We start from the raw sequence: 22,421 nt of genomic DNA on the forward strand, positions 1-22,421 counted from the left end.
TAGGTTTTCATAGTAGGCGCAGAGGCTATCTTTGATAAAAAGACAATTCATTAAAAGAATCACTAATTATGACAATAGAAGAGAAAACAAAGATAGAAGAAAGAATCGTTGACGTGTTGAAGACTGTTTACGACCCAGAGATACCTGTGAATATCTATGATCTTGGTATGATTTACAAGATTGATGTGGATGACGAGGGCAATCTTGATATGGACATGACCTTTACCTCTCCATCATGCCCTGCTGCAGATTTCATCCTTGAAGACGTACGTACAAAGGTGGAAAGTGTAGAAGGTGTTAAGACTGCAAACATCAACCTTGTCTTTGAACCAGTATGGGATCAGAGCATGATGACTGAAGAGGCACGCGTTGAATTAGGTTTTGAGTAAGACCGTTTCCGCCCTCTTTCTCAATATGGCAGCTAAGCCTCTGTCTAATTAGCTGCCTTGTCTCTGCCATTCTGTCCCAGTTTCTGAGGCATTGCCTCAGAATATAGGGAGTAATCATCACCCCTTACCACCCTTCACCCATTACCCAATGACATGAAGAATATCTATTTCCTTTCCGATGCACACCTCGGTTCACTCGCTATAGAGCACCGTCGCACACATGAACGCCGCCTTGTACGCTTCTTAGATAGCATTAAGCATAAGGCTGCAGCTGTCTATCTGCTGGGCGATATGTTCGACTTTTGGAATGAATATAAGTATGTTGTTCCTAAAGGTTTTACTCGTTTCCTTGGTAAGATATCAGAACTTACGGATATGGGGGTGGAAGTTCATTTCTTTACTGGTAACCATGACCTCTGGACTTATGGCTATTTAGAAAAGGAGTGTGGCGTTATCCTTCACCGTAAACCGATAACAACTGAGATATACGATAAGGTGTTTTATCTTGCACATGGGGATGGATTAGGTGACCCCGACCCAATGTTTCGTTTTCTTCGTAAGGTTTTTCATAATCGTTTCTGCCAACGACTGCTCAACTTCTTTCATCCTTGGTGGGGAATGCAGTTAGGTTTGAATTGGGCTAAAAGGAGTAGATTGAAGCGTAAGGATGGAAAGGAAGTTCCCTACTTGGGAGAAGACAAGGAGTATCTTGTACAATACACGAAGGAGTATATGTCCACACATAAAGATATAGACTATTATATTTACGGACATCGTCATATTGAACTCGATCTCACCTTGTCGCGGAAAGCACGTCTGTTGATTCTTGGTGACTGGATATGGCAGTTTACTTACGCTGTTTTCGATGGTGAACACATGTTCCTCGAAGAGTATGTTGAAGGTGAAAGCAAGCCTTAAGAAACGTAAAAATATTCTATTTGTAAAGACAAAATGGGATATTTTGAGTATAAAAAGTAAAATTACGCAAAAGAATTTGGAGGTTACGAAACAAAAGTGTAACTTTGCATTGTCTTTAAGAGGAATGGATAATGATTCATTACCGAGATAAGATGATAGTGGCTTTAGCCCTAAATTTTGATTTAAGACATTCATAATATAAAATTAAAACTCAGGTTTGTAGATTAAGTTTAGTCAAAAGAAAGGTAGTTGTCGTGAGACAACTACCTTTCGCTTTTTATTGAGTTTTATCGCTGTTTATTTGGGTCAGTCCTAAAACCCAGTTGCAAGTCTACCCTCTTAAGCGCATAATTTCATAAGTATTTATTCGCGTCAGAATACAATTATAGGCGTTAATAGTTTTTTTATGAGTACATAAAATTGCCTATAACGCCTATAACTATCTTTGTTACTTCTTCAAGTCTTTAACGAGTTCCTGCGTGTCACGTGCAATGACAATCTCCTCATCGGTAGGAACAAGTACCACCTTAACCTTTGAGTCATCGGTAGAGAGAATCTTTTCCTCACCACGACACATGTTGCGTTCTTTGTCAAGTTTAATACCAAGATAGTCCATGTCCTGGCAAGTATCCCAACGAAGACCAGTCTGATTCTCACCAACACCAGCTGTCCAAACGATGATGTCAACACCATTCATTGCTGCAGCATAAGCACCAATGTACTTCTTAATGCGATAAGTATACATCTGCAATGCTAAATGAGCCATCTTATCACCTGCGTTGTCAGCGTTCTCAATGTCGCGCATATCAGAGCTGATACCTGTAATACCAAGTACGCCAGACTCCTTGTTAAGGAAGTCAGCCATCTCCTGTGGCTTCTTTCCGAGCTTCTCCATCAGATAGGTAACTGCTGAAGGGTCGATATCACCAGAACGAGAACCCATCATCAAACCAGCCAATGGAGTCAGACCCATTGAGGTATCGATAACCTTACCGCCCTTGATAGCAGCGATAGAGGCACCATTACCAATATGACAAGTGATAATCTTCTGTGTCTTAATGTCAACACCAAGCATCTCGCAAACACGATGTGATACGTAGCGATGACTTGTTCCGTGGAAGCCATAACGGCGTACATGATACTTCTTGTAGAGATCGTAAGGTACTGCGTAGAGGTAAGCGTAGTCTGGCATTGTGCTGTGGAAAGCATTGTCGAATACAACTACCTGTGGAGTGTGAGGCATTAAAGCATCAACCGCACGTAAACCACGCAAGTGACCAGCGTTATGAACGGGTGCAAGGTCGATAAGACTCTCAATACCTGCCTCCACTTCCTTGGTTACGATGCAGCTCTTCTCAAAGAGGTCGCCACCCTGTACGACACGATGACCAACAGCATCAATCTCATCGAGGCTCTTAAGTGCACCAAACTCTGGGTCGAGAAGTACCTTGAATACGAGTGCTACACCCTCTTTGTGGGTTGGAAGGTCAGCCATAATCTGCTTCTTCTCACCATTATCAAGTTTCACTTTGATGAATGCCTCATCGAGTCCGATACGCTCAACACCACCCTGAGCCAATACAGACTCATCTGCCATATCGTACAGTTTGTACTTAATGGAACTACTACCGCAGTTTAAAACTAATATCTTCATATAAAGAATTATTATTTTAGAAGGATGCTATAGGGGTTGTTTAATAAGCGTCTTATTCCTCTTTACAGATTCCTAAAACGCTCTCAGACCCCCTAAATCATCTTTTCCAATTCTACTATTATTTCTTAGAATCCTGTGCTTGGCAGGCTGTGATGGCTACCATATAATAGATATCATCAACGCAACAACCACGAGAAAGATCGTTTACAGGACGTGCAATACCCTGGAGGATTGGGCCAATAGCCTTCGCACCACCGAGGCGTTCAATCAGTTTATAGCCGATGTTACCAACTTCAAGGTTAGGAACAACAAGTACGTTTGCCTTACCTGCGATGTTAGAACCTGGTGCCTTCTTAGCTGCAACGGCTGGAACCAAAGCAGCATCAGCCTGCAACTCACCATCAACCTTCAGCTCAGGGAACTTCTCTTTGGCAATCTTTGTAGCTTCAACTACCTTATCAATGATATAAACACTCTTACCAGTCTCACGGTCCTTAGCATCCTGTGCAGAGCCCTTTGTTGAGAAGCTCAGCATAGCTACGTATGGATTCTGGAAGCCTGCAACACTCTTTGCTGTCTCTGCAGTGGTATATGCAATCTGTGCCAATTGGTCAGCAGTTGGGTTTGGAGTAACAGCAACGTCGCCCATAACGACAATACCGTTCTCACCATACTGCTCCTCATGTGTAAGAATCAGCATAGCACCACTCACACAGCTGATACCTGGTGCACACTTAATAATCTGCAAAGCAGGACGAAGTGTGTCGCCAGTTGTAGAGAGGGCGCCAGAAATCTGTCCGTCAGCACCTCCTGTCTTAATAATCATGCAACCAAGGTAAAGATTGTTCTTGGTAACCAGTTCGCGAGCTTGCTCTAAGGTCATGCCCTTCTTCTGACGTAATTCAGCCAATTTCTCGGCATATTCTTCGCTCTGTGGGTTATTCTCTGGGTCAACAATGGTAGCCTTGTCAATGTTCTTAAGCCCCCATTCTTCGGCAAGCTTATGGATGTTGGCTGGGTTTCCAATGAGGATCAGATTGGCGATGTCATCAGCTAACACTCTGTCAGCTGCCCTAAGGGTACGCTCCTCTTCTGCCTCGGGGAGCACGATACGTTGCTTATCGGCTTTAGCACGTGCAACGATTTGCTCTAATAAGTCCATATATGTCTTTTAAAATGTAATTATTATAAATTCTGTTTTTGCTATGCAAAGATAGCAAAAGAAAGTTGTAATTCCAAACATAATTATCGTTTTCTCCTATAAAACAGGTTTATACGGGTTGGCAATCATTTTCCATCTACTTTCGTTGTGAGTATCTTCTATATATAATAGGTACAAAGACGTCTTTTTCTTCGTATTTTTTAGCGATGTATTGACGTTCCGCACATATGGTGCTGATACTCCGCACATGTGGTGTTCATGGTAAACACCAATTGTGCTGAGGGTTAAATGGCTTGTAATATATTATTAGTTTGAGGGCAATTTGTTGTTAGGAAAGACTTGTACTACCCAAATATGCAAATGAAGTGCTATTGAATAGCAACAAAAACAACCTACTCTTTGGGAGTCTTGAGTTTTCTGTATATCTTTGTATTATAAACAAATCAGATAATGTTATGATAAAGTTTCATGATGTAAAGACAACCGACCGTGAATTAATACAAAGTTATACGCTATGTGGTGATCGCATGAATTGCGATTTAAGCTTTGCGAATATTATTTCATGGCGTTTCTTATATAATACGCAAATAGCTGAGGTTGACGGCTTTTTAGTGTTCCGTTTTTATACGGGACATCATCTTGCCTATATGGCTCCAGTGTGGAAATGTAAGTGGGATGAGGCTATGCGTGAGCGTTTTGCAGCTGTTATTAGACAGATGCGAGACGATGCAATAACCTTGGGTCATCCCTTCTTATTGTTGGGTGTTTGTTCTTATATGGTTAGTGTTTTGGAGGAAACTTTCCCAGATACTTTCTTTATAAAGCCCGATCGCGACCATTTTGATTACATCTACACCCGTGAAAAGTTGGCAACATTGTCTGGTAAGAAACTTCAAGGCAAACGAAATCATTGTAATAAGTTCCGTAAGAGCTATCCTAACTATGAGTATCGTCCGCTTACAAAGGAGATGATACCCGAGTGTATCGCTGTAGAAGAGAACTGGAGGGCTGTCACAAAGGAGGATAACGAAGATACGGAAGAACTCTCTGAAGAACTTCGTTCTATGACACGTGTCTTCGATTTGTGGGATGAGATTGGTGCCATTGGTGGTACGATATGGGTTGATGGGAAGTTGATAGCTTTTACTTTCGGCTGTCCTATCACGGATAAGGTGTTCGATGTTTGTGTGGAAAAGGCTGATACGGCATACGAAGGAGCGTTTTCTATTATCAACCAGGAGTTTGCACAGCATCTTCCAGAGCAGTATGAATATATGAATCGTGAGGAAGACCTTGGTTTAGAAGGACTCCGTTATGCGAAGCTTTCCTATAAACCAGACATTCTTTTAGAAAAGAGTGTTGTCATGGAGAAATATCCTTTGGCGCAGGAGGAGACACAAGAACAGATTAAAGAGGAGACCATCGCTTTGTGGCGTGACACCTTCCATGACGCAGAACCCTTTATTCAACTCTATTTCTCACGTGTCTTTAAACCTGAATATAATTTTATCTGTCAGGTCGAACAACATACAGTAGCTGCCCTTCAGGCTCTCCCTTATACAATGAAATATTATAATGAAGAGGTGCATACGGCTTATATTAGTGGTGTGAGTGTACGAGAAGAATACCGTAAGCAGAATATGGGTAACAACCTCATGTCGCAGGCTCACTTCCGTCTTTACCATAAGGATGTTGTCTTTGCATCGTTGATACCTGCTGAGGAATGGCTTTACGATTGGTATAGTCGTTGTGGTTATACACGTAACATTACTTGTACACCGCCTCCTGCTGATGTTGAAAATATAGACTTCTCAACCTTCGATAACTGGCAACGTGCAAAGGATTGTGTACTTTTACATGACGAAGAAGGTTTTGATATTATCAAGGAAGATTATCGTATATCACAGTCTATTGACCCAGATGCTTGCATAGAAACGAAGGATATCCCTGGAATGATTCGTATTATCAATGCTGAAAAGGCTTTGCAGCTCTTTGCAAATCACCATCCAGAGCATACGGAAAACATTCGTGTGTACAATGATTCGGATATCCCAATGAATAACAGCTACTTCGAAATCAAGCATGGACACGTAGTCAAAACCAATCATCCTTTGCCTGATACCCATTCATTAACAATCACTGAATTAGCTGATTACATCTTTAAGGATGATAACCTTGAGATGAATTTGATGTTGAATTAAGGTGATATTCAACCAAAAAGAGTTCGCAAACTATTCTAAGTTGTTCGCGAACTCTTTTTCATTTATCCTTAATCAACACCCAACCCTTTATCCTCCTTCACCACCATCTTAGTAGTGTTTTTATCTCCCCTCTCCTCTTGGAGAGGGGTTGGGGGTGAGGCTGCTCCCCTCTCCTCTTGGAGAGGGGCTGGGGGTGAGGCCTTTTATCCCGCCTCTGGTCCTCCTCCTTCTTTCTTTTTCTCTTCCTTCTTCTTCTTTTCTGTCTCCTCTTCCTCTTTCTTCCTCAACGATTCATAGGAGTTTGCAGCCAATTCGCGTTTCAACTCTGTTCCCGGCGTAAAGACCACACGCGGCTTAATCGTCTCGGTCTTAAAAGCCTTTTCCGTTTCCGCTCCTTTGCTCGACAGCGTAACGCGCATTGAACCGAACTCGCCCAACTGAATACTAAAACCATCACGGAGATAATGAGGCAAACAATCAATGAAGTTATACAACACGTTCGATATATCACCACGTGTCAACGATGAGCGACCCGAAATGTCACACGCAATATCATCCAACGTTTTACGCCCCACGTTTACAGGATTAGCATAAAACTTCACTTCCTCCCGCTTTTGCGGATTTTTCTTTGGTACTAAACGAATTTTCATAATTTTTCGTGTTTAAAGTTATAAAATTAGCTTACCGTTTATCATAGTATAGGGCAGCATGCCTCTACAGCTTCTCTCGCTGCATCTTCATGCTGCCCCATTCTATTTTCTTAATTTATTTTCCTCCTCTCACCGTTTCATTTTTCACTTTTTCTGTATCCCCCTCCTGCTAGATGCTTATTGCCGTACTGCCGAATACGTATCTACGTGCTGCCAGATGCGGTGAGCGTTGCCGTTAGATACGTATCTAGCGACTGCGCAATGCGTATCTACGAGGTGCTAGATACGCATCCGTCAGCACGTAGATACGGTGAGCGCGGCGACGGAATACGCATCTGGCTGAAACCGCGCCCTCTCTGCAGATAAGGTTGATGTGAGACTTCTAAAAGGCAATCGCAAAGCTCACTCAAATGTACCGACCCTATACCCGAGGTAACGATTGGTGAAGACCAAACTGACCTTACCTGTGTTGAAGCCCAAGTAGTAAGAGGTATCGCCTCCCCACGGCCCAGCACTAGACGACCAATAGTAGCCGGAGCCAGTACTACGGAACTGCCCCGATTTGTAATAGCCCAAAGCAGGCAAATAGAAGTAATTACTGACATCAGTAGCAGAGGGGACACCAGATGTGGTAATACTACTACTGTTATTGCTGTAGTCCTTCCATGTTGTACGTAGATCGGTTGAATTGTCTGCAGATTTCTCCGTGTTGTAATGGCCATCTGCTGTCAGTACAGACTTCTTCTTAAACCACATACCGCCTTTATATAAGTGACCCATAGTTGTCCATAGCTCATCAGCATCCCAACGTGGATCGCCGTACATTACATACCAAGACATCTCGTTGGCGTTAGGAATACCAGCACAACTCTGGGTAGCGTTTAAAGGTGAACCGCTGCCCTCGTTATAATAACGTGGATCTGTGTTGCTTTGGGGGTAGTTAGAATTACTAGTCCAGGTAAATACTGGCTGATCTTTATTGGCTGACCACCATTCGTGACCTGCCCAGTATTGCTGCTGGGCATCCCACATGTAATAATGGTCGCCATCGTAATCACGTACATTGAGGTTAGCAGTGATGTTGTAATACTTGTTTTGGTCGTAGGTAGCTGATGCTAATGTCTTGGTTATAGTTCCCTCTGTACCTGTTGCAACATCCTTTATCCAATAACGTATCTTGAGTGTATGGGTGCCTGGTTTTATAACAACGTAAGAACCGTTGGTAGCAGCGTTTGTGGAGTTGTTGGTTAAAGGGAAACCGTTAGCGTAAGTTCCGCTACCACCTGTTGAAACAATAATTTGCTTGCCTGTACCTGTGCCAGTGAGTTTGCCTGTTGTTGGGTTGAGAGTGTAAGTATCAGTAATATCATTGTCTGAATTTACCTCTACCTTGGTTAAGTAACATTTGTTCAGAATAGTGTTGCTGGTACGTGGCAAGAAAAGGAGGTAAGCTGCCTTATGGTCTAAGGTGAAAGCAAACTGCTGTTTACCTGGTACTTTAGTTGCCGTTGCCATACCACAATCGCCAGCTGCACCGAAGTGAGAGGTCGTGTTTGGCTCTGATTGACTTTGAGAAGCAGCGATAACAGCCTGGTCGTTGCTACCGCCTTGCCCAGGATAGTAAACCTCGTATGACGTGTGGGCTGTGTAAGTGCCAGGCACTTTGAACTTAAAGTTATCTGTCTTACCTGTTGGTGAGTTGCTACTTGCGTGCCATGCACCGTTATCGTCCTTTACATAAATCTTGTCGCCTTGCTCCCAGAAGAACTTACCGTCACTCTCCATTGAGGTGCGGGTTGTGGGGTCACCTGCTGTGAAGGTCGTCAGGTTCTTGTCGTTATCTGTGTTGTTTGGGTTCTGCGCTACGTCTTCATTGGCACAGGCTGCAAACGCTAATGTGAGCCCACAGAAAGCTGCGAATGAAAGCAGGCGGGTCTTAAATAATTTCTTCTTCATTGTCTGTTTCTTCTTTTTGTGTGATTTTGTTTTCTTTACTTGGTTAATAACTCTCTGTTAGTCTTCCCATGAAGAATGCTCTGTCTCTTCTTCGCTTTCAGTCATCCAGCTTGGAGCTTGCTTGGCATCACCGGAAGTTCCACCTGGCTGGGCTGGGTTGTGCTGACTTGGGAAAGACGTGTCCATTAAATAAGTGGTTTCGCTTACTTGGATTATCATGCAACGTGGTGCAGAATAATCCTTCTTGTCTTGTTTCTTTCTCATTGCTTTTTTGATTTGATTTAAAATAGTTGTTATCTACTCTCTATTGTGTGGCTTCATTGCTCACCTTTTATTATATACATCCTGACAAACTCATTATCTATTCCTCTTAACCGCTTGCCTTCCCCCTCTCTACAGGCAGACAGCATGTTACTGCTGCCTGCCCGAGAAATCAACGAGAGAAAACAAACTATTATCAGAGAATTATAATTATCTTTTGTGATAAAATCAGTGCTTAAAACGTTCTTATTTTGCTTTCTTAATAGCTCGCAAAAGGACACAAAAAAGCGAACAAAGGAAACTCCGTGAAGTCCTTTGTTTACAAGGGTTACGACACGCTTCGCGCGCGCGTAGGCTGGAAGAAAAAAAGAATGATTAAACGCTAGTAGCGCCTGTGTGTGTGTGTGTTAGCAAAATATCTGAAACTACCAAATATAAAGCACTAAAAAAGGCAAAGAAATCAAAGTTTCTTTGCTGTGCTGGATTGGCAGGATATGTCGTTGCTAATTGTTTCACGGTCGCAAAGGTAAAACATCTTTTTAGAATGGGCAAGGAAATTCCAAAGAAATATAGAAACCTGATAAGATTAATGAGAAAAACGGCTATGCTGTAACAATTTCCTTTGTCAGAATGCTTTCTAACTGTTCGGCAGAAAGACGGAGTTGGAACTCACCACGTAGGGCAACACTGATACGGCCTGTTTCCTCTGACACGATGACAGCCAAGGCATCAGAGTCTTGAGAGATACCCATTGCAGCACGGTGTCGCAAACCAAGTTCCTTTGGAATATCTTGCTTGTGGCTCACAGGAAGAATACAACCTGCAGCCTTGATACGACGTTTAGAGATAACCATCGCACCGTCATGGAGTGGAGAATTCTTAAAGAAGATGTTTTCAATGAGACGTTGATCAATGCGGGCATCAATCAAGTCGCCTGTCTCCACAATGTCTTCTAACTTCACACCACGCTCAATAACAATCAGTGCACCGACCTTTCCACGGCTCATACTCATACAAGCCATAACGATAGGCATAATTGTTTCCTTGTCAACTTCTTCTTTGCTTCCTTTCTTGGTGAACAACTTCATAATGTTGTTTATCTTTCTGTGCGCACCAAGGCTATAAAGGAAGTGGCGTATATCTTCTTGGAAGAGGACAATCAGACCGATGACTCCCACCGAAACAAGTTTGTCCATGATACTACCTAAGAGGCGCATCTCCAACACTTGACTCACTATGAGCCATACGATAACGAATACCATAATACCGATAAAGATGTTCAGCGAGCGTGACTCCTTCATCAATCGGTAAATATAGTAGAGCATCAGTGCTACCAGCACGATGTCGATTACATCTTTTATTCCAAATGGGAAAAACATAATAGTAGAGCAACTCCCAGTTTCGCAATCGCAACTTCTGACAATAGGTTAAGTCGGTATGCTAATATTGGGTGAAGTGTGGGTTATCTATTGGTTGATAATTAATATGTTAAATAACGCTTATTGCTCAGCATTCTGGCGCATTGCTTCAACGATTTTCACCGCTTCAACAGCTGGACGAACGTCGTGAACACGGAGGATGTTGGCTCCTTTCATGAGAGCGATAGTGTTCAGGACGGTTGTACCATTAAGACTTTCATCTGCTGTGATGCCCAAAAGTTGATGAATCATACGCTTGCGGCTGATGCCAACGAGTAGGGGAAGTTCCATTACTTGCAATCGCTCCATCACACTCAGCAAGGTGTAGTTTCCTTCTACAGCACCCTTTCCAAAGCCAAAGCCTGGGTCGAGGATAATATCTTTTTGTCCTAAGGCACGCAACTCTTGTACTTCACGTGAGAAATTGATGAGCATATCGTGTAGATTGGCTGCCGTAGACATTAATATATAAGGTGTACCTAATTCGGCGACAGTAGGGAACATCTCTGGGTCTTTACCTTCTTCAACATCGTTAATGATGTCGGCTCCGAACTCTTCAACCGTGCATCTGGCAATTGAAGCGTGGAAGGTATCAATAGAGATGATGGCTTCTGGCTCTGCTTCTCGGATAATTGGGAGGGCAAAAGCTAATCGATTCATCTCCTCTTCGGCACTGACAGGGTCACTGTTGGGACGAGTAGAGCAAGCTCCAACGTCAATAATCTTTGCCCCTTCAGCCACAATCTCATGCGCACGTTGGCGAATAGCCTCCTCTGTCTGTACCCGACTGCCGGCAAAGAAAGAGTCTGGTGTCACGTTCATGATACCCATAACAAGTGGATGGCTCAAGTCGAGGAGCTGTCCCCTTACGTTGATAGTATAGTTAACGAGCTTCACGTCTGCCCCAAGGTTCATATTTTCCATATCCGCAAAGGTAATGCAAAAGTAGCATATACGTGAATTTTGAATTAAGAAATTTGATATAGTGTGGGAGACAGGGTAATCTTAAGACAGGGTAACAGGGAAGTAGGGGATGTGTTGAGACATAGTAACAGAGTAGTAGGGAGTGTCTTAAGACAAGGTAACAGAGGAACAAAAGCTTTACATGAATTCTTGTAAGATCTCAAAATAATGACCGAATTACTTGACTTGTGTTTATATTTCTGTTATATTTGCATCGATATATAACAATTTATTCCTACACTTTATGAAAAAAATGAGTAATGGATTTCACATGTTATATCATAAGAAGACTGTCAAACTTTTGATTTTTCTTCTGTTGATGTTCTTAGCATTTTTGCTTGTTGAAATACTGAAAGGGGAGGATGAGATTTATACTGCTGCTTTTCTGAAAACCATAGGTTGTTTGATATTTATCTATGGATGCAAGATGTTGTATAGCTTTCGGAAATACGTTAATAGGCGTAATGACGAAAAATGAAACTAACCCTCTCTTTATGCAGCTGACGGTTTTGCTAAATTTAATTTTGCTGTCACTTCTATCATATGAAACCATTGCTTAACTCATTAGTTTACAGTAGGGTTAAGTGAAGTGTTAAAAGTGACAGCAAACTAAAACAAAACTATTCTTGTAAGATACTTAATAGCTTCTCTATCTTTAGAAAGTCTTTAGCACTCTATATATAGGAAGAATAAAAAATAGGATATGCCAGTCACCTGACACATCCTATATTATATAATGTTTAATGATAGTCTGTCTGTTGATAGGCAGGACTTAGGCGTTTACACGCCCCAAGTAACTACCATCGCGAGTGTCAATCTGGATAACCTCACCCTCATTGATGAAGAGAGGAACGCGAACAACAGCGCCAGTCTCAAGTGTAGCAGGCTTTGTTGCGTTTGTTGCAGTGTTACCCTTTACACCTGGCTCGCTGTGTGTAATTGTCAATGTAGTCTTAACAGGCATCTCAGCGAGGAGGATTGTGCCGTCAGAAGTATCTGTAACAACTTCTACAACGTCACCTTCCTTCATGTAGTCAGAACCAGTAATCTGGTGCTTAGAAATAGGAATCTGCTCGAAAGTCTCCTGATTCATGAAGATGTAACCAGTTGAATCCTCATAAAGGTACTGATAAGGACGACGCTCAACACGTACATCCTCAAGCTTGAAACCAACCTGGAAAGTACGCTCAAGCACACGGCCGTCAGCAACATTCTTCAACTTTGTGATCATAACGGTGTTACCCTTGCCTGGCTTACGGTGCTGGAAGTCGATGCAAGTCCAAATTTTACCATCAAGACGAATACATGTTCCAATCTTGATTTCCTGTGAATTAATCATAATCTGTTAATATCTAATTTATTATTTTTATACGTTGATATCTCACTAATGCGGTGCAAAGTTACAGAAAATATGGAAAAAAACATAAATAAAGGGCGTAAAAATCATTGTTTTCTTGGTTAATTCAAAAAGATTAAGTAATTTTGCAACCCAAAATGGCAGGTTTTATCCTGTTGCTCTTATAATTTGCATAATAACAATAAAATAGGATAAGAAAATGAAAAGAACATTTCAGCCGCACAACCGTCGTCGTGTAAACAAGCACGGTTTCCGCGAGAGAATGGCAACAAAAAACGGCCGTCGTGTATTGGCTGCTCGTCGTGCCAAGGGTCGTAAGAAGTTAACTGTTTCTGACGAACATCACGGAAAGTAAAAAGTACGCTGTTTCCCTTAGAGGGAATTAGTGCGAAAACGGAAAGAAGTAGAGACTATTCTTTGCTTCTTTCCGTTTTTTTATCTACCTTTGCGAAGTATAATGTTTAGTTGACAAGTTGACAGGTTAACGAGTTGACAAGTTTTATTAGTAGTTGACTGGTTGACAAGTTAACAGGTTGACAAGTTAGAAGAAAAGTAAACAAGTTGAATGACAGCAAGAGAATTCTTCCATAAATTTAACAGCACATATATCTGGGGTAATATCCTGGCTATCGTTATTCTTGTGTCGATGTTGTGTATAGGAGTTAGGTTTGGACTTGACTACTACACACTCCATGGTGAGTCTATCGTTGTGCCAAATGTGATTCATAAGCAGTATGATGAGGCTGTAGATATTATGGGTAAGGTCGGACTGACGATTGAGGTGACGGATACAGGATATGTGAAGGAGCTTCCTCCAGACTGTATTCTTGAGCAGTCACCAGTTGGTGGTAAGCGTATTAAATCTACTCACGTGGTTTATGTAACCATCAATGCGGCAAGTGCTCCATCACTTGTAATCCCTGATATTATTGACAATAACTCACTTCGAGAGGCACAAGCACAGTTGCTCTCTATGGGATTCAAGGTGGGTGAACCTGAATATATACCAGGAGAGAAAGACTGGATTTATGGTATCTTAGTCAAGGGTAAGCATGTTCAAGCAGGCGACCGTGTTCCGTCAGATGCTGTGATTGTGTTGCAGGTGGGTGATGGTACGCGTCAGATTTCTGATACATCAGGTTTGAAAGAACCTGAATATGAAGAGATAGAAGTTGTAGAGAAGGTTCCTAAATACGATGAGGTTGAGGAATATGTGGAAGTACCAGTTGACGAGAATGGCAACGAGATAAAAGATGGACGTGGAAAGACGAACGCTGGTAGTTCGGGTTCTTCTTCACAGTTGGGCTTGCCTGCTGATCCATCTTCGGTTAGACCAAAAGAATAAAGTGCAATGATGACAGAAGAAGAAACGATATTTGACGATGAACTTAACGACGACTTCCTTCCCACAGCGTCTAACGAGGGGGGAGAGGGAGAGTTGTATGAGCACTTCCGTGTCATTGTTGATAAAGGTCAGGAGCCAGTTCGTATTGATAAGTTCCTCTTTGAACGAATGCAACACTCCAGTCGTAATCGTATCCAGAAGGCTGCTGACGCTGGCTATATCCATGTGAATAATGCGCCAGTGAAGAGTAATTATAAGGTACGTCCAGAGGATGTTATTACCTTGATGCTCGACCGTCCGAAGCATGACGATACGATAGAAGCTGAGGATATACCATTAGATGTTGTCTATGAAGACGACATTCTGATGGTTGTCAATAAGCCTGCGGGTCTTGTTGTACATCCAGGAGCAGGTAATTTTCATGGTACATTGATTAATGCTATTGCTTGGCACTTGAAAGATATGCCTTCCTTTGACCCTAATGACCCAGAGGTTGGATTGGTACATAGAATAGATAAGGACACAAGTGGGCTCTTGGTGATTGCGAAGACACCTGATGCAAAAACTGCATTGGGTAAGCAATTCTTCAATAAGACAACCCATCGCAGCTATAATGCTATCGTTTGGGGAAACATGACAGAAGATGAAGGGCGCATCGATGGGAACATTGCACGTGATCCGAAAGACAGATTGCGCATGACGGTCTTCCCTCCTGACTCTGAGATAGGCAAAGCAGCTGTTACACATTATCGTGTCATTGAACGCTTCGGCTATACAACACTCATTGAATGTGTTCTTGAAACTGGTCGTACGCATCAAATACGTGCACACATGAAACATATTGGTCACCCATTGTTTGGGGATGAGCGTTATGGTGGAACGGAGATCTTGCGTGGTCAGCGATCAGGTTCTTACAGGGCTTTTATTCGTAATTGTCTTGCACTTTGCAATCGTCAAGCACTACATGCACGAACATTAGGCTTTGTGCATCCTGTTATGGGTGAGCAAATGGACTTCACCAGCGAACTGCCAGCTGACTTAACTGCACTCATTGAAAAATGGAGAGGTTTTGTTAGTGGACAAGCGGATGAGGTCGTTAGCTGACGAGTGGACTGGTAAACGAGTTGACACGATGTTTGTTAACAAGTTGTGAGAATGTCAGAAAGAAATATATTCAGATAAAAATAAGAAATAATAATAGCCCAATCATCCCCAAGTAGTTTGTTCTTAAAGAGGAAAGAGTGGGTGTAAAAAATAAAAAGACACAATGAAAGATTCAAAGCGTACAATCGCTATCGTCTGTGGTGGCGATTCTTCAGAACATGATGTATCTATGCGTTCAGGACAGGGATTATACTCTTTCTTTGACAAGGAGCGTTACAATATATATATAGTTGATGTAAAGGGAGTCGATTGGAATGTAGAATTGCCTGATGGTAGTTTGTCACCAATTGATAAGAACGACTTCTCGTTTGTCATGAACGGTGAGCGTGTAGAATTCGATTATGCTTATATTACAATCCATGGTCAGCCAGGTGAGAATGGTGTGATGCAAGGTTACTTTGATCTTATCCAACTACCATACTCAACAGGAGGTGTGTTGGTTGAGGCATTGACCTTTGATAAGTATGTTCTTAACAACTATCTGCGTGGCTTTGGTATAAAGGTTGCAGATAGTATTTTGCTCCGTCGTGGTGAAGAGTATGATGAGGCTGAGATTGAAAAGCGACTTGGCATGCCTTGCTTTGTAAAGCCAGCGGCTGATGGTAGTAGCTTTGGTGTATCAAAGGTGAAGAATATTGATCAGCTCGCGCCAGCTCTTCGTGTAGCTTTTATGCAGAGCGATGAGGTTATGATTGAGGCTTTCATGGACGGTATGGAAATCTCTCAGGGTGTTTATAAGACAAAGGATAAGTCGGTTGTCTTCCCAGCTACTGAGGTTGTGACAAGCAATGAGTTCTTTGACTATAACGCTAAGTACAATGGTCAGGTAGAGGAGATTACACCTGCTCGTATGTCAGATGAGACCGCTAAGCGTGTTGCTGCTGAGACAAGTCGCATCTATGATATTCTGCATGCTAATGGTATCATTCGTATTGACTATATTATTTCAAAGGATAAGGATGGTAAGGATGTTATCAATATGCTTGAAATCAATACCACACCAGGTATGACAGTCACCAGCTTTATTCCACAGCAGGTACGTGCAGCAGGCTTAGATATTAAGAACGTTCTGAGCGATATTGTTGAGAATCAATTTAAGTAAACAGATAGAATAAGTCTTTCTGAAAAGTAAAAGAGGGTATCAGAATTGCCATCGTCTTTATGACAGGCTTCTGATACCCTCTCTTTTTATGTTTGTTTGCTGGTTATTTGCGAACTATTGTTATTATCTTCTGCGAGTAGTTGCTGGACGCTTACCAACTGGACGCTTGCCAACAGGCTTCTTACCAACATTCTTCTTTGCCGCTGGGCGACTACCAACTGTTCTCTTATTAGAAGACTGAGCGTTAGAGGTCTGCTTGGTTGTAACAGGCTCTTCGTGTACAATTCTTTCAGGCATCTTATTCTCTGGACGAGCAAAACCATCTTTCTCAGCACGCTTACTCATAGTCTTGATACGCTTGTCGAGGTCAGGGTGTGATGAGAACATACGCTGCCACTTGCTATCTTTTTGGACACCAGCATCCTCTTCTAACTTCTTGAGACGCTCGAATGCAAGTGCCATAGCCCAAGGGTTCTTACCATTCTTCTTGAGGAACTCATAACCATAGCCATCAGCTTTGCTCTCCTGCTTCTGTGAGTAGGTGGCGTTGAGGAGTGACTCTCCAAGGCTACCGAGCTGTGACTCGCTCAGTGCAGCAGCAGCTCCATTGGTTGATGCGATTCCATCTTTCAAAGCAGAGGTTAACAATGCGGTGCGGAAACCTTTCTTAGAGTCCTTATGTGCAACGTGACCAATCTCATGACCGATAACACCTAATAACTCTTCGTCTGTCATTACGTCCATCAAAGAGGAGAACACACGTACGCTACCATCTGGGCAAGCGAAAGCGTTTACGTCAGTAACATAATATACTTTAAAGTTCAAAGGAATGCCTTCAACCTCATTCAGTCCCTGTGTGAGTCTGTTTAGACGTTTTGTGTATGGGCTTTTGGCATCACAAACATGGTTGTGCTCATCCATCCACGCAACATACTCTTTTACGTATTTTGCCATGTCGGCATCTGTTAATGTGGCTGCTTTAAGAACTTTTGTGGCACCTCCTACAGCTTTACCAATATTGAACTGAGCCTTCATTGGCAAGGTTCCTAAGAGGAGGAAGGCACTCATACATACGCCGTAGATACTTTTTCTCATAAGAAATTGTTTTATTAATGATAACTTTCACTTGCAAATTTATATATAATTTCTTAAATTTTCAAGACTAATTTCTCTTTTCTATTATTAGTAATTAGTATTTTAATGTCCCCTCTTACTATTAATTATAACGGCAATAAGTAATCTGATATACTATCTTTTGTTGTTGTGTTGAGGCTTAACACAGATTGTGTTGGCGCTTAGCACCAATGGTGCGAAGCACTCAATACTATGCTATAGGTACTTAGAAAGGCTATTATTTGGGTTAAAAACGTTGTTAACTCCTATAAGGTAATACTATTCTCATAAATCTTACTCGGTAGAAATCTTCATCAATGAAAGTAGAAATCTTTATCAATAAAAATAGAAATGTTCATCAATAAAAAAGGACAACCCGATTGGATTGTCCTTGTATGTTTGAATCTTCCTTTATTAGTTTCGGTTGTTTCCGAGGAAACGGAGGAGATAAAGGAAGAGGTTGATAAAGTCAAGATAAAGACTCAATGAACCAAGAAGTGCAACCTTCTGTGCTCCCTCGCCGGCATCTGGTGCCATTCGCAAGTTTTGTTTAATCTTCTGTGCATCCCAAGCGGTAAGACCTGTGAAGACAAGAACACCGATGCCACTGACGATTAAGTCGAACATACTACTCTTTAAGAAGATGTTTACCAATCCTGCGATGATAAGACCAATCAGTGCCATAAAGAGTATACCGCCCATCTTGGTTAAATCCTTCTTTGTTGTAGAACCTATCAAAGCCATAGCTCCGAAAGTTCCTGCTGTAATAAAGAAGGTCTTGGCGATGGCTGCTGAAGAAAAGGCAGCGAAAATCCAACCTAATGTCAGTCCGTTGATAGCAGCAAAGGCAATGAACCATATCGTCGCAGCAACGAGTGACAGTCTATCAATGCGTGAAGAAAGGTACCATACAATACCTACTTCAACCAAACCTGCCACAAGTAACGGACCGCGTCCCATATAGAGGAGTTGGATGAGGGCAGGAGAATTGCCAGCACCATAGGCAATAACGCCAGTGATAGCAAGTGCCATAGCCATCCATACATATACCTTACGCATGAGTGATGGAAATACACGTGACATTTCTAAGTCGCGCTCTTGGCTACTTGTCACGTTTGTGAAATTGTCAAAATTCATATTCATAATCTTTCTTTGTTTATTATCTGTTCTCTATTGCCACCTTATTTTTGGCTCTGTGGCATAACTGTTTTATATTTGTTTGTTATGCAAATGCTATGCCATTTAATTGCAAATATAAAGGAAAGATTGGACACTGACAAATATAAAGTTGGTTTTTGATTAATTTTATAATATTTGATTGGAGATAAACCTTTGTCTGATTTTTATATGTTTTATGCATTATAATTGGTATATTAATACTGTATCTTGTATTTTCTTGTATTTTTATTTGCATAAATAAAATTGTTTGCATACTTTTGCAAGTGAATCAGAATATATATATACGGATATGAAAGTAAAAAACAGTAGGCTTGAAGCATTAAAGATGTTAATCTCAAGTATGGAACTTAGTTCCCAGGAAGAAGTATTAAAGGAGTTAGAGAAAGAAGGATTCAAACTGACTCAGGCAACATTGAGTCGTGATCTCAAGCAGTTGAAAGTGGCAAAGGCTGCTTCTATGAACGGAAAGTATGTATATGTTCTGCCAAATGAGACAATGTATCGTCGTGTGACGACTCCTCGTAAAGCAACGGAGATGATGCAGCGAAGTGGGTATATCTCGGTAAATATCTCGGGGCAGTTGGCTATTGTTAAGACACGTCCAGGTTATGCCAGTGCGCTTGCATACGATATTGATAACTCTGATTCACCTTATATATTAGGTTCAATTGCGGGCGATGATACTATCTTCATTGCGCTTCGTGAGGGTGCTTCACGTGGTCAAGTGTTAGAGGCATTGTCGTATGTAATTCCTGAGATTGGATAGGAATCGTGCGTACTTACATCAAGTATCGACTTTTGATATTAATATATAAGGTGTAAGTCTTTTAAAAACTCGTTTTATAAATTCTATAGAAGTGGATTTATGGAACGAGTTTTTTGTATGTTTTATTCCCAATGTTTCCTTTTCTTTGTAGGATAAGTTGTTTGTAATTATTGCCATCTAAGTTTGATATGTATATGCACAACTCACCTATAGGTGTGTATAAATTTGTTTATTTAACATGCAAATTAATGAAAAGTTATCACTTTTTGATGTGTACTTAATTTTATTTCTTACTTTTGTGAAGAATAAAGTTGTATATAGGATTATGGAAGAAGCGATAAAGTTAATAGGCGAAAGATTAAAAGGCTTACGTGAGTCTTTGGATATCTCAGTAGAAGAAATGGCAGAAACCTGTGGTGTCACGGATGAGAAATATCTAAAAATGGAAGCAGGAGAGAGCGACTTGTCGGTTAGTAGACTGTATAAGTTGTCTCAAAAGTATGGCATTGCGTTAGATGCTTTGATGTTTGGTGAGGAACCACACATGTGTTCTTATTTCCTTACACGTAGGGGGAAAGGTATGAGCGTAGAGCGTAAGTATGCCTATAAATATCAGAGTTTAGCAAGCGGATTCAGTGGGCGTAGGGCGGATCCTTTCCTTGTGACGGTAGAGCCGAAGCCTGAAGATGCCCCTGTAAATATGGATATACATCCTGGACAAGAGTTTAATATGGTTTGGGAAGGGCGTATGGATCTGCGAATAGGGGATAAGAAATTTGTCTTAGAACCAGGCGATTGTATTTATTTTGATGCTAATCAGCCTCATTGTATGCGTGCTTTGGACAATGTGCCAATGCGCTTCTTGGCGATTATATTTTAGTTATTTGTTGTCCCTGAAGATATAGTAACGATTTAATATCGTGCAACTTAGGGTCGGGTATAGTCTTTTAATATGTTTATTTATGCGCTATAGAGAGATCTATAAACCATAATGTTAAATCAGAATAACAAAATGATAGAAAGATATTTAACACAAACACATTTTACTTCAGAGGAAGATTTTCGTGACAACCTACATTTCGTAGTTCCTGAAACGTTTAACTTTGCTTACGATGTTATGGATGAGTGGGCGAAGGTTGCACCAGATAAGTTAGCTTTGCTGTGGACCAGTGAACGTGGAGAGGAGTTGAGGGCAACGTATGCCGAGTTTAAAGAGCAAACCGACCAGGCAGCAGCTTACTTCCTTAGTCTTGGTATTCGACGTGGAGACAAGGTTATGCTGATATTGAAACGTCATTATCAATGGTGGATTTCGATGATGGCGCTGTGCAAGATAGGTGCTGTGGCAATTCCTGCAACCCATATGTTGACGGCAAGTGATATCGTTTATCGAAATCAGCGTGCGTCTGTAAAAGCTATTATATGTGTCAATGATGAATATGTAACTACGCAGGTTCGAGAGGCTATGTCCGAAAGTTCAACGGTAGAGGTTCTTGTTGCTGTTAACTCATTGGCACAGAAGGATTATCCTGTAGCAGAGGGATTTCATGATTGGTTTGCTGAATGGGAGAAAGCACCAGCCTTTGTGCGTCCAGAGGAAGTGAATGTAAATGAAGATACGATGTTGATGTATTTCACAAGTGGTACCAGTGGTGAACCGAAGATGGTGGCGCACGACCATCTCTACGCGTTGGGTCATTTGGTAACAGGTGTTTTCTGGCATAACCTTGATGAGGATAGTATTCATCTAACTGTGGCTGATACGGGATGGGGAAAGGCTGTGTGGGGTAAACTTTATGGACAGTGGTTTGCGGGTGCAACGGTCTTCGTGTATGATCATGAGAAATTTTCGGCAGAGAAGATTATGCGTATGATGGAGAAATATCGTATCACTTCGTTCTGCGCACCTCCAACCATCTATCGTTTTATGTTGCAAGAGGACTTCTCGCAGTATGACCTTTCTGCGCTGAAGTATTGTACTACGGCAGGAGAAGCTCTTGAACCAGTTGTCTTCCAGAAGTTTTATGAACTTGTGGGAGTCAAGATGATGGAAGGTTTTGGACAAACGGAAACGACAATGACTTTGGGTACTTTTCCTTGGGTTAAACCTAAGCCAGGCAGTATGGGTAAACCGAATCCGCAGTATGATGTTAAGTTATTGAAGTCGGATGGCTCTCCGTGCGAAGATGGTGAAAAGGGTGAAATCTGCATAGATACCAGTGCAGGGAAGGCGATAGGACTCTTTAAGGGATATTATCGTGATCCTGAATTGACAGAGAAAGTTTGGCATGATAATCTTTATCATACTGGTGATTTGGCATGGCGTGATGAAGAAGGATATTATTGGTTTGTAGGTCGTGCTGATGATGTTATAAAAAGTTCGGGTTATCGTATTGGACCGTTTGAGGTTGAGAGTGCACTGATGACACATCCTGCTGTTGTCGAGTGTGCAGTAACGGGTGTGCCTGATGAGATACGTGGTATGGTCGTAAAAGCAACTGTTGTTCTTGCCAATGATTGGAAAGGTAAGGCTGATGATGCATTTGTGAAAGAATTGCAGAATCATGTGAAGCATGTGACGGCTCCTTACAAGTATCCACGTATTATAGAATTTGTTGATGCGTTACCGAAAACAATCTCTGGAAAGATTCGACGTGTGGAAATTCGTGAACGTGATAAGCAGTAGATAGTTTTGTTTTCTTTTTAAGCATGTCTTTATATTATATAATGTGTAGTGCATAATTTGGGGCTTCAAAATGTGGTGTAAAGAAGAAAAATGCAGTTTTTTGAAAGTTTTTCTTCAAAACATTTGGTGGTACAGAA

20 protein-coding genes are annotated in these 22,421 nt (G+C 41.6%); 10 read left to right on the top strand and 10 right to left on the bottom strand.

Annotation, left to right across the window (positions count from 1 at the left end; translation table 11 throughout):
* The first annotated feature begins 68 nt into the window (after positions 1–68).
* Together J4861_RS13185 and J4861_RS13190 are read left to right on the top strand one after the other, a co-directional pair.
* Positions 69–389 carry a metal-sulfur cluster assembly factor gene (locus tag J4861_RS13185; RefSeq protein WP_004361640.1) on the top strand — a complete coding sequence of 107 codons (321 nt, stop codon included), beginning with the start codon at positions 69–71 and terminating at the stop codon, positions 387–389.
* A 153-nt stretch (positions 390–542) separates the two neighbouring features.
* A complete protein-coding gene (locus tag J4861_RS13190) occupies positions 543–1,307 on the top strand; it encodes a UDP-2,3-diacylglucosamine diphosphatase (RefSeq protein WP_004361641.1) in 765 nt (254 codons plus the stop codon).
* Between the two features lie 448 nt (positions 1,308–1,755).
* Here the strand turns inward: J4861_RS13190 and J4861_RS13195 are convergent, their stop codons facing one another.
* Together J4861_RS13195 and pta are read right to left on the bottom strand one after the other, a co-directional pair.
* The gene (locus J4861_RS13195; protein WP_211817154.1) at positions 1,756–2,961 is read right to left on the bottom strand and encodes an acetate kinase; all 1,206 of its coding nucleotides are present in this window, start codon (positions 2,959–2,961) and stop codon (positions 1,756–1,758) included.
* 118 nt (positions 2,962–3,079) lie between these two features.
* Positions 3,080–4,123, bottom strand: a complete 1,044-nt coding sequence (pta, locus tag J4861_RS13200; RefSeq protein ID WP_211793875.1) for a phosphate acetyltransferase — start codon at positions 4,121–4,123, stop codon at positions 3,080–3,082.
* 455 nt (positions 4,124–4,578) lie between these two features.
* Here pta and J4861_RS13205 point away from each other — a divergent pair, with 455 nt between their 5' ends.
* Positions 4,579–6,324, top strand: a complete 1,746-nt coding sequence (locus J4861_RS13205; protein WP_211817155.1) for a GNAT family N-acetyltransferase — start codon at positions 4,579–4,581, stop codon at positions 6,322–6,324.
* A gap of 203 nt (positions 6,325–6,527) precedes the next feature.
* On the opposite strand, the gene J4861_RS13210 is transcribed toward J4861_RS13205, so the two are convergent.
* From J4861_RS13210 to efp, 6 genes are all read right to left on the bottom strand, one after another.
* Entirely contained in the window at positions 6,528–6,974 is a 447-nt protein-coding gene (locus tag J4861_RS13210) for an HU family DNA-binding protein (protein WP_211817156.1), read from the bottom strand.
* Positions 6,975–7,376: 402 nt separating this feature from the next.
* A complete protein-coding gene (locus J4861_RS13215) occupies positions 7,377–8,930 on the bottom strand; it encodes a hypothetical protein (RefSeq protein WP_211817157.1) in 1,554 nt (517 codons plus the stop codon).
* Positions 8,931–8,987: 57 nt separating this feature from the next.
* Positions 8,988–9,194, bottom strand: a complete 207-nt coding sequence (locus J4861_RS13220; RefSeq protein ID WP_211817158.1) for a hypothetical protein — start codon at positions 9,192–9,194, stop codon at positions 8,988–8,990.
* A gap of 599 nt (positions 9,195–9,793) precedes the next feature.
* Complete coding sequence (cdaA, locus tag J4861_RS13225; protein WP_211817159.1) at positions 9,794–10,570, bottom strand: diadenylate cyclase CdaA; 777 nt, start codon at positions 10,568–10,570, stop codon at positions 9,794–9,796.
* A gap of 120 nt (positions 10,571–10,690) precedes the next feature.
* Complete coding sequence (gene folP, locus J4861_RS13230) at positions 10,691–11,533, bottom strand: dihydropteroate synthase (RefSeq protein WP_211817160.1); 843 nt, start codon at positions 11,531–11,533, stop codon at positions 10,691–10,693.
* Between the two features lie 811 nt (positions 11,534–12,344).
* Positions 12,345–12,911: an elongation factor P gene (gene efp / locus J4861_RS13235; RefSeq protein ID WP_004361650.1), complete on the bottom strand. Its 567-nt coding sequence runs from the start codon at positions 12,909–12,911 to the stop codon at positions 12,345–12,347.
* Between the two features lie 217 nt (positions 12,912–13,128).
* Here efp and rpmH point away from each other — a divergent pair, with 217 nt between their 5' ends.
* The 4 genes from rpmH (at position 13,129) to J4861_RS13255 (ending at position 16,540) form a co-directional block, all read left to right on the top strand.
* The gene (gene rpmH / locus J4861_RS13240) at positions 13,129–13,284 is read left to right on the top strand and encodes a 50S ribosomal protein L34 (RefSeq protein ID WP_004361653.1); all 156 of its coding nucleotides are present in this window, start codon (positions 13,129–13,131) and stop codon (positions 13,282–13,284) included.
* A 210-nt stretch (positions 13,285–13,494) separates the two neighbouring features.
* On the top strand, positions 13,495–14,274 hold the full coding sequence (locus J4861_RS13245; protein WP_211817161.1) for a PASTA domain-containing protein: 780 nt from the start codon (positions 13,495–13,497) through the stop codon (positions 14,272–14,274).
* 6 nt (positions 14,275–14,280) lie between these two features.
* On the top strand, positions 14,281–15,378 hold the full coding sequence (locus tag J4861_RS13250) for an RluA family pseudouridine synthase (protein WP_211817162.1): 1,098 nt from the start codon (positions 14,281–14,283) through the stop codon (positions 15,376–15,378).
* 163 nt (positions 15,379–15,541) lie between these two features.
* On the top strand, positions 15,542–16,540 hold the full coding sequence (locus J4861_RS13255; RefSeq protein ID WP_211817163.1) for a D-alanine--D-alanine ligase: 999 nt from the start codon (positions 15,542–15,544) through the stop codon (positions 16,538–16,540).
* A 123-nt stretch (positions 16,541–16,663) separates the two neighbouring features.
* On the opposite strand, the gene J4861_RS13260 is transcribed toward J4861_RS13255, so the two are convergent.
* The gene (locus J4861_RS13260) at positions 16,664–17,635 is read right to left on the bottom strand and encodes a M48 family metallopeptidase (RefSeq protein ID WP_211817164.1); all 972 of its coding nucleotides are present in this window, start codon (positions 17,633–17,635) and stop codon (positions 16,664–16,666) included.
* A gap of 432 nt (positions 17,636–18,067) precedes the next feature.
* Complete coding sequence (locus tag J4861_RS13265; protein WP_211817165.1) at positions 18,068–18,796, bottom strand: Bax inhibitor-1/YccA family protein; 729 nt, start codon at positions 18,794–18,796, stop codon at positions 18,068–18,070.
* 325 nt (positions 18,797–19,121) lie between these two features.
* On the opposite strand from J4861_RS13265, the gene J4861_RS13270 reads away from it, so the two are divergent.
* The 3 genes from J4861_RS13270 (at position 19,122) to J4861_RS13280 (ending at position 22,284) form a co-directional block, all read left to right on the top strand.
* On the top strand, positions 19,122–19,598 hold the full coding sequence (locus J4861_RS13270) for an arginine repressor (RefSeq protein WP_211804917.1): 477 nt from the start codon (positions 19,122–19,124) through the stop codon (positions 19,596–19,598).
* A 325-nt stretch (positions 19,599–19,923) separates the two neighbouring features.
* Complete coding sequence (locus tag J4861_RS13275) at positions 19,924–20,478, top strand: helix-turn-helix domain-containing protein (RefSeq protein ID WP_211817166.1); 555 nt, start codon at positions 19,924–19,926, stop codon at positions 20,476–20,478.
* 132 nt (positions 20,479–20,610) lie between these two features.
* The gene (locus J4861_RS13280) at positions 20,611–22,284 is read left to right on the top strand and encodes an AMP-binding protein (RefSeq protein WP_211817167.1); all 1,674 of its coding nucleotides are present in this window, start codon (positions 20,611–20,613) and stop codon (positions 22,282–22,284) included.
* The last annotated feature ends 137 nt before the right edge of the window (positions 22,285–22,421 follow it).

The sequence above is a fragment of the Prevotella melaninogenica genome (genome assembly GCF_018127925.1).
Lineage (GTDB): Bacteria > Bacteroidota > Bacteroidia > Bacteroidales > Bacteroidaceae > Prevotella > Prevotella melaninogenica_C.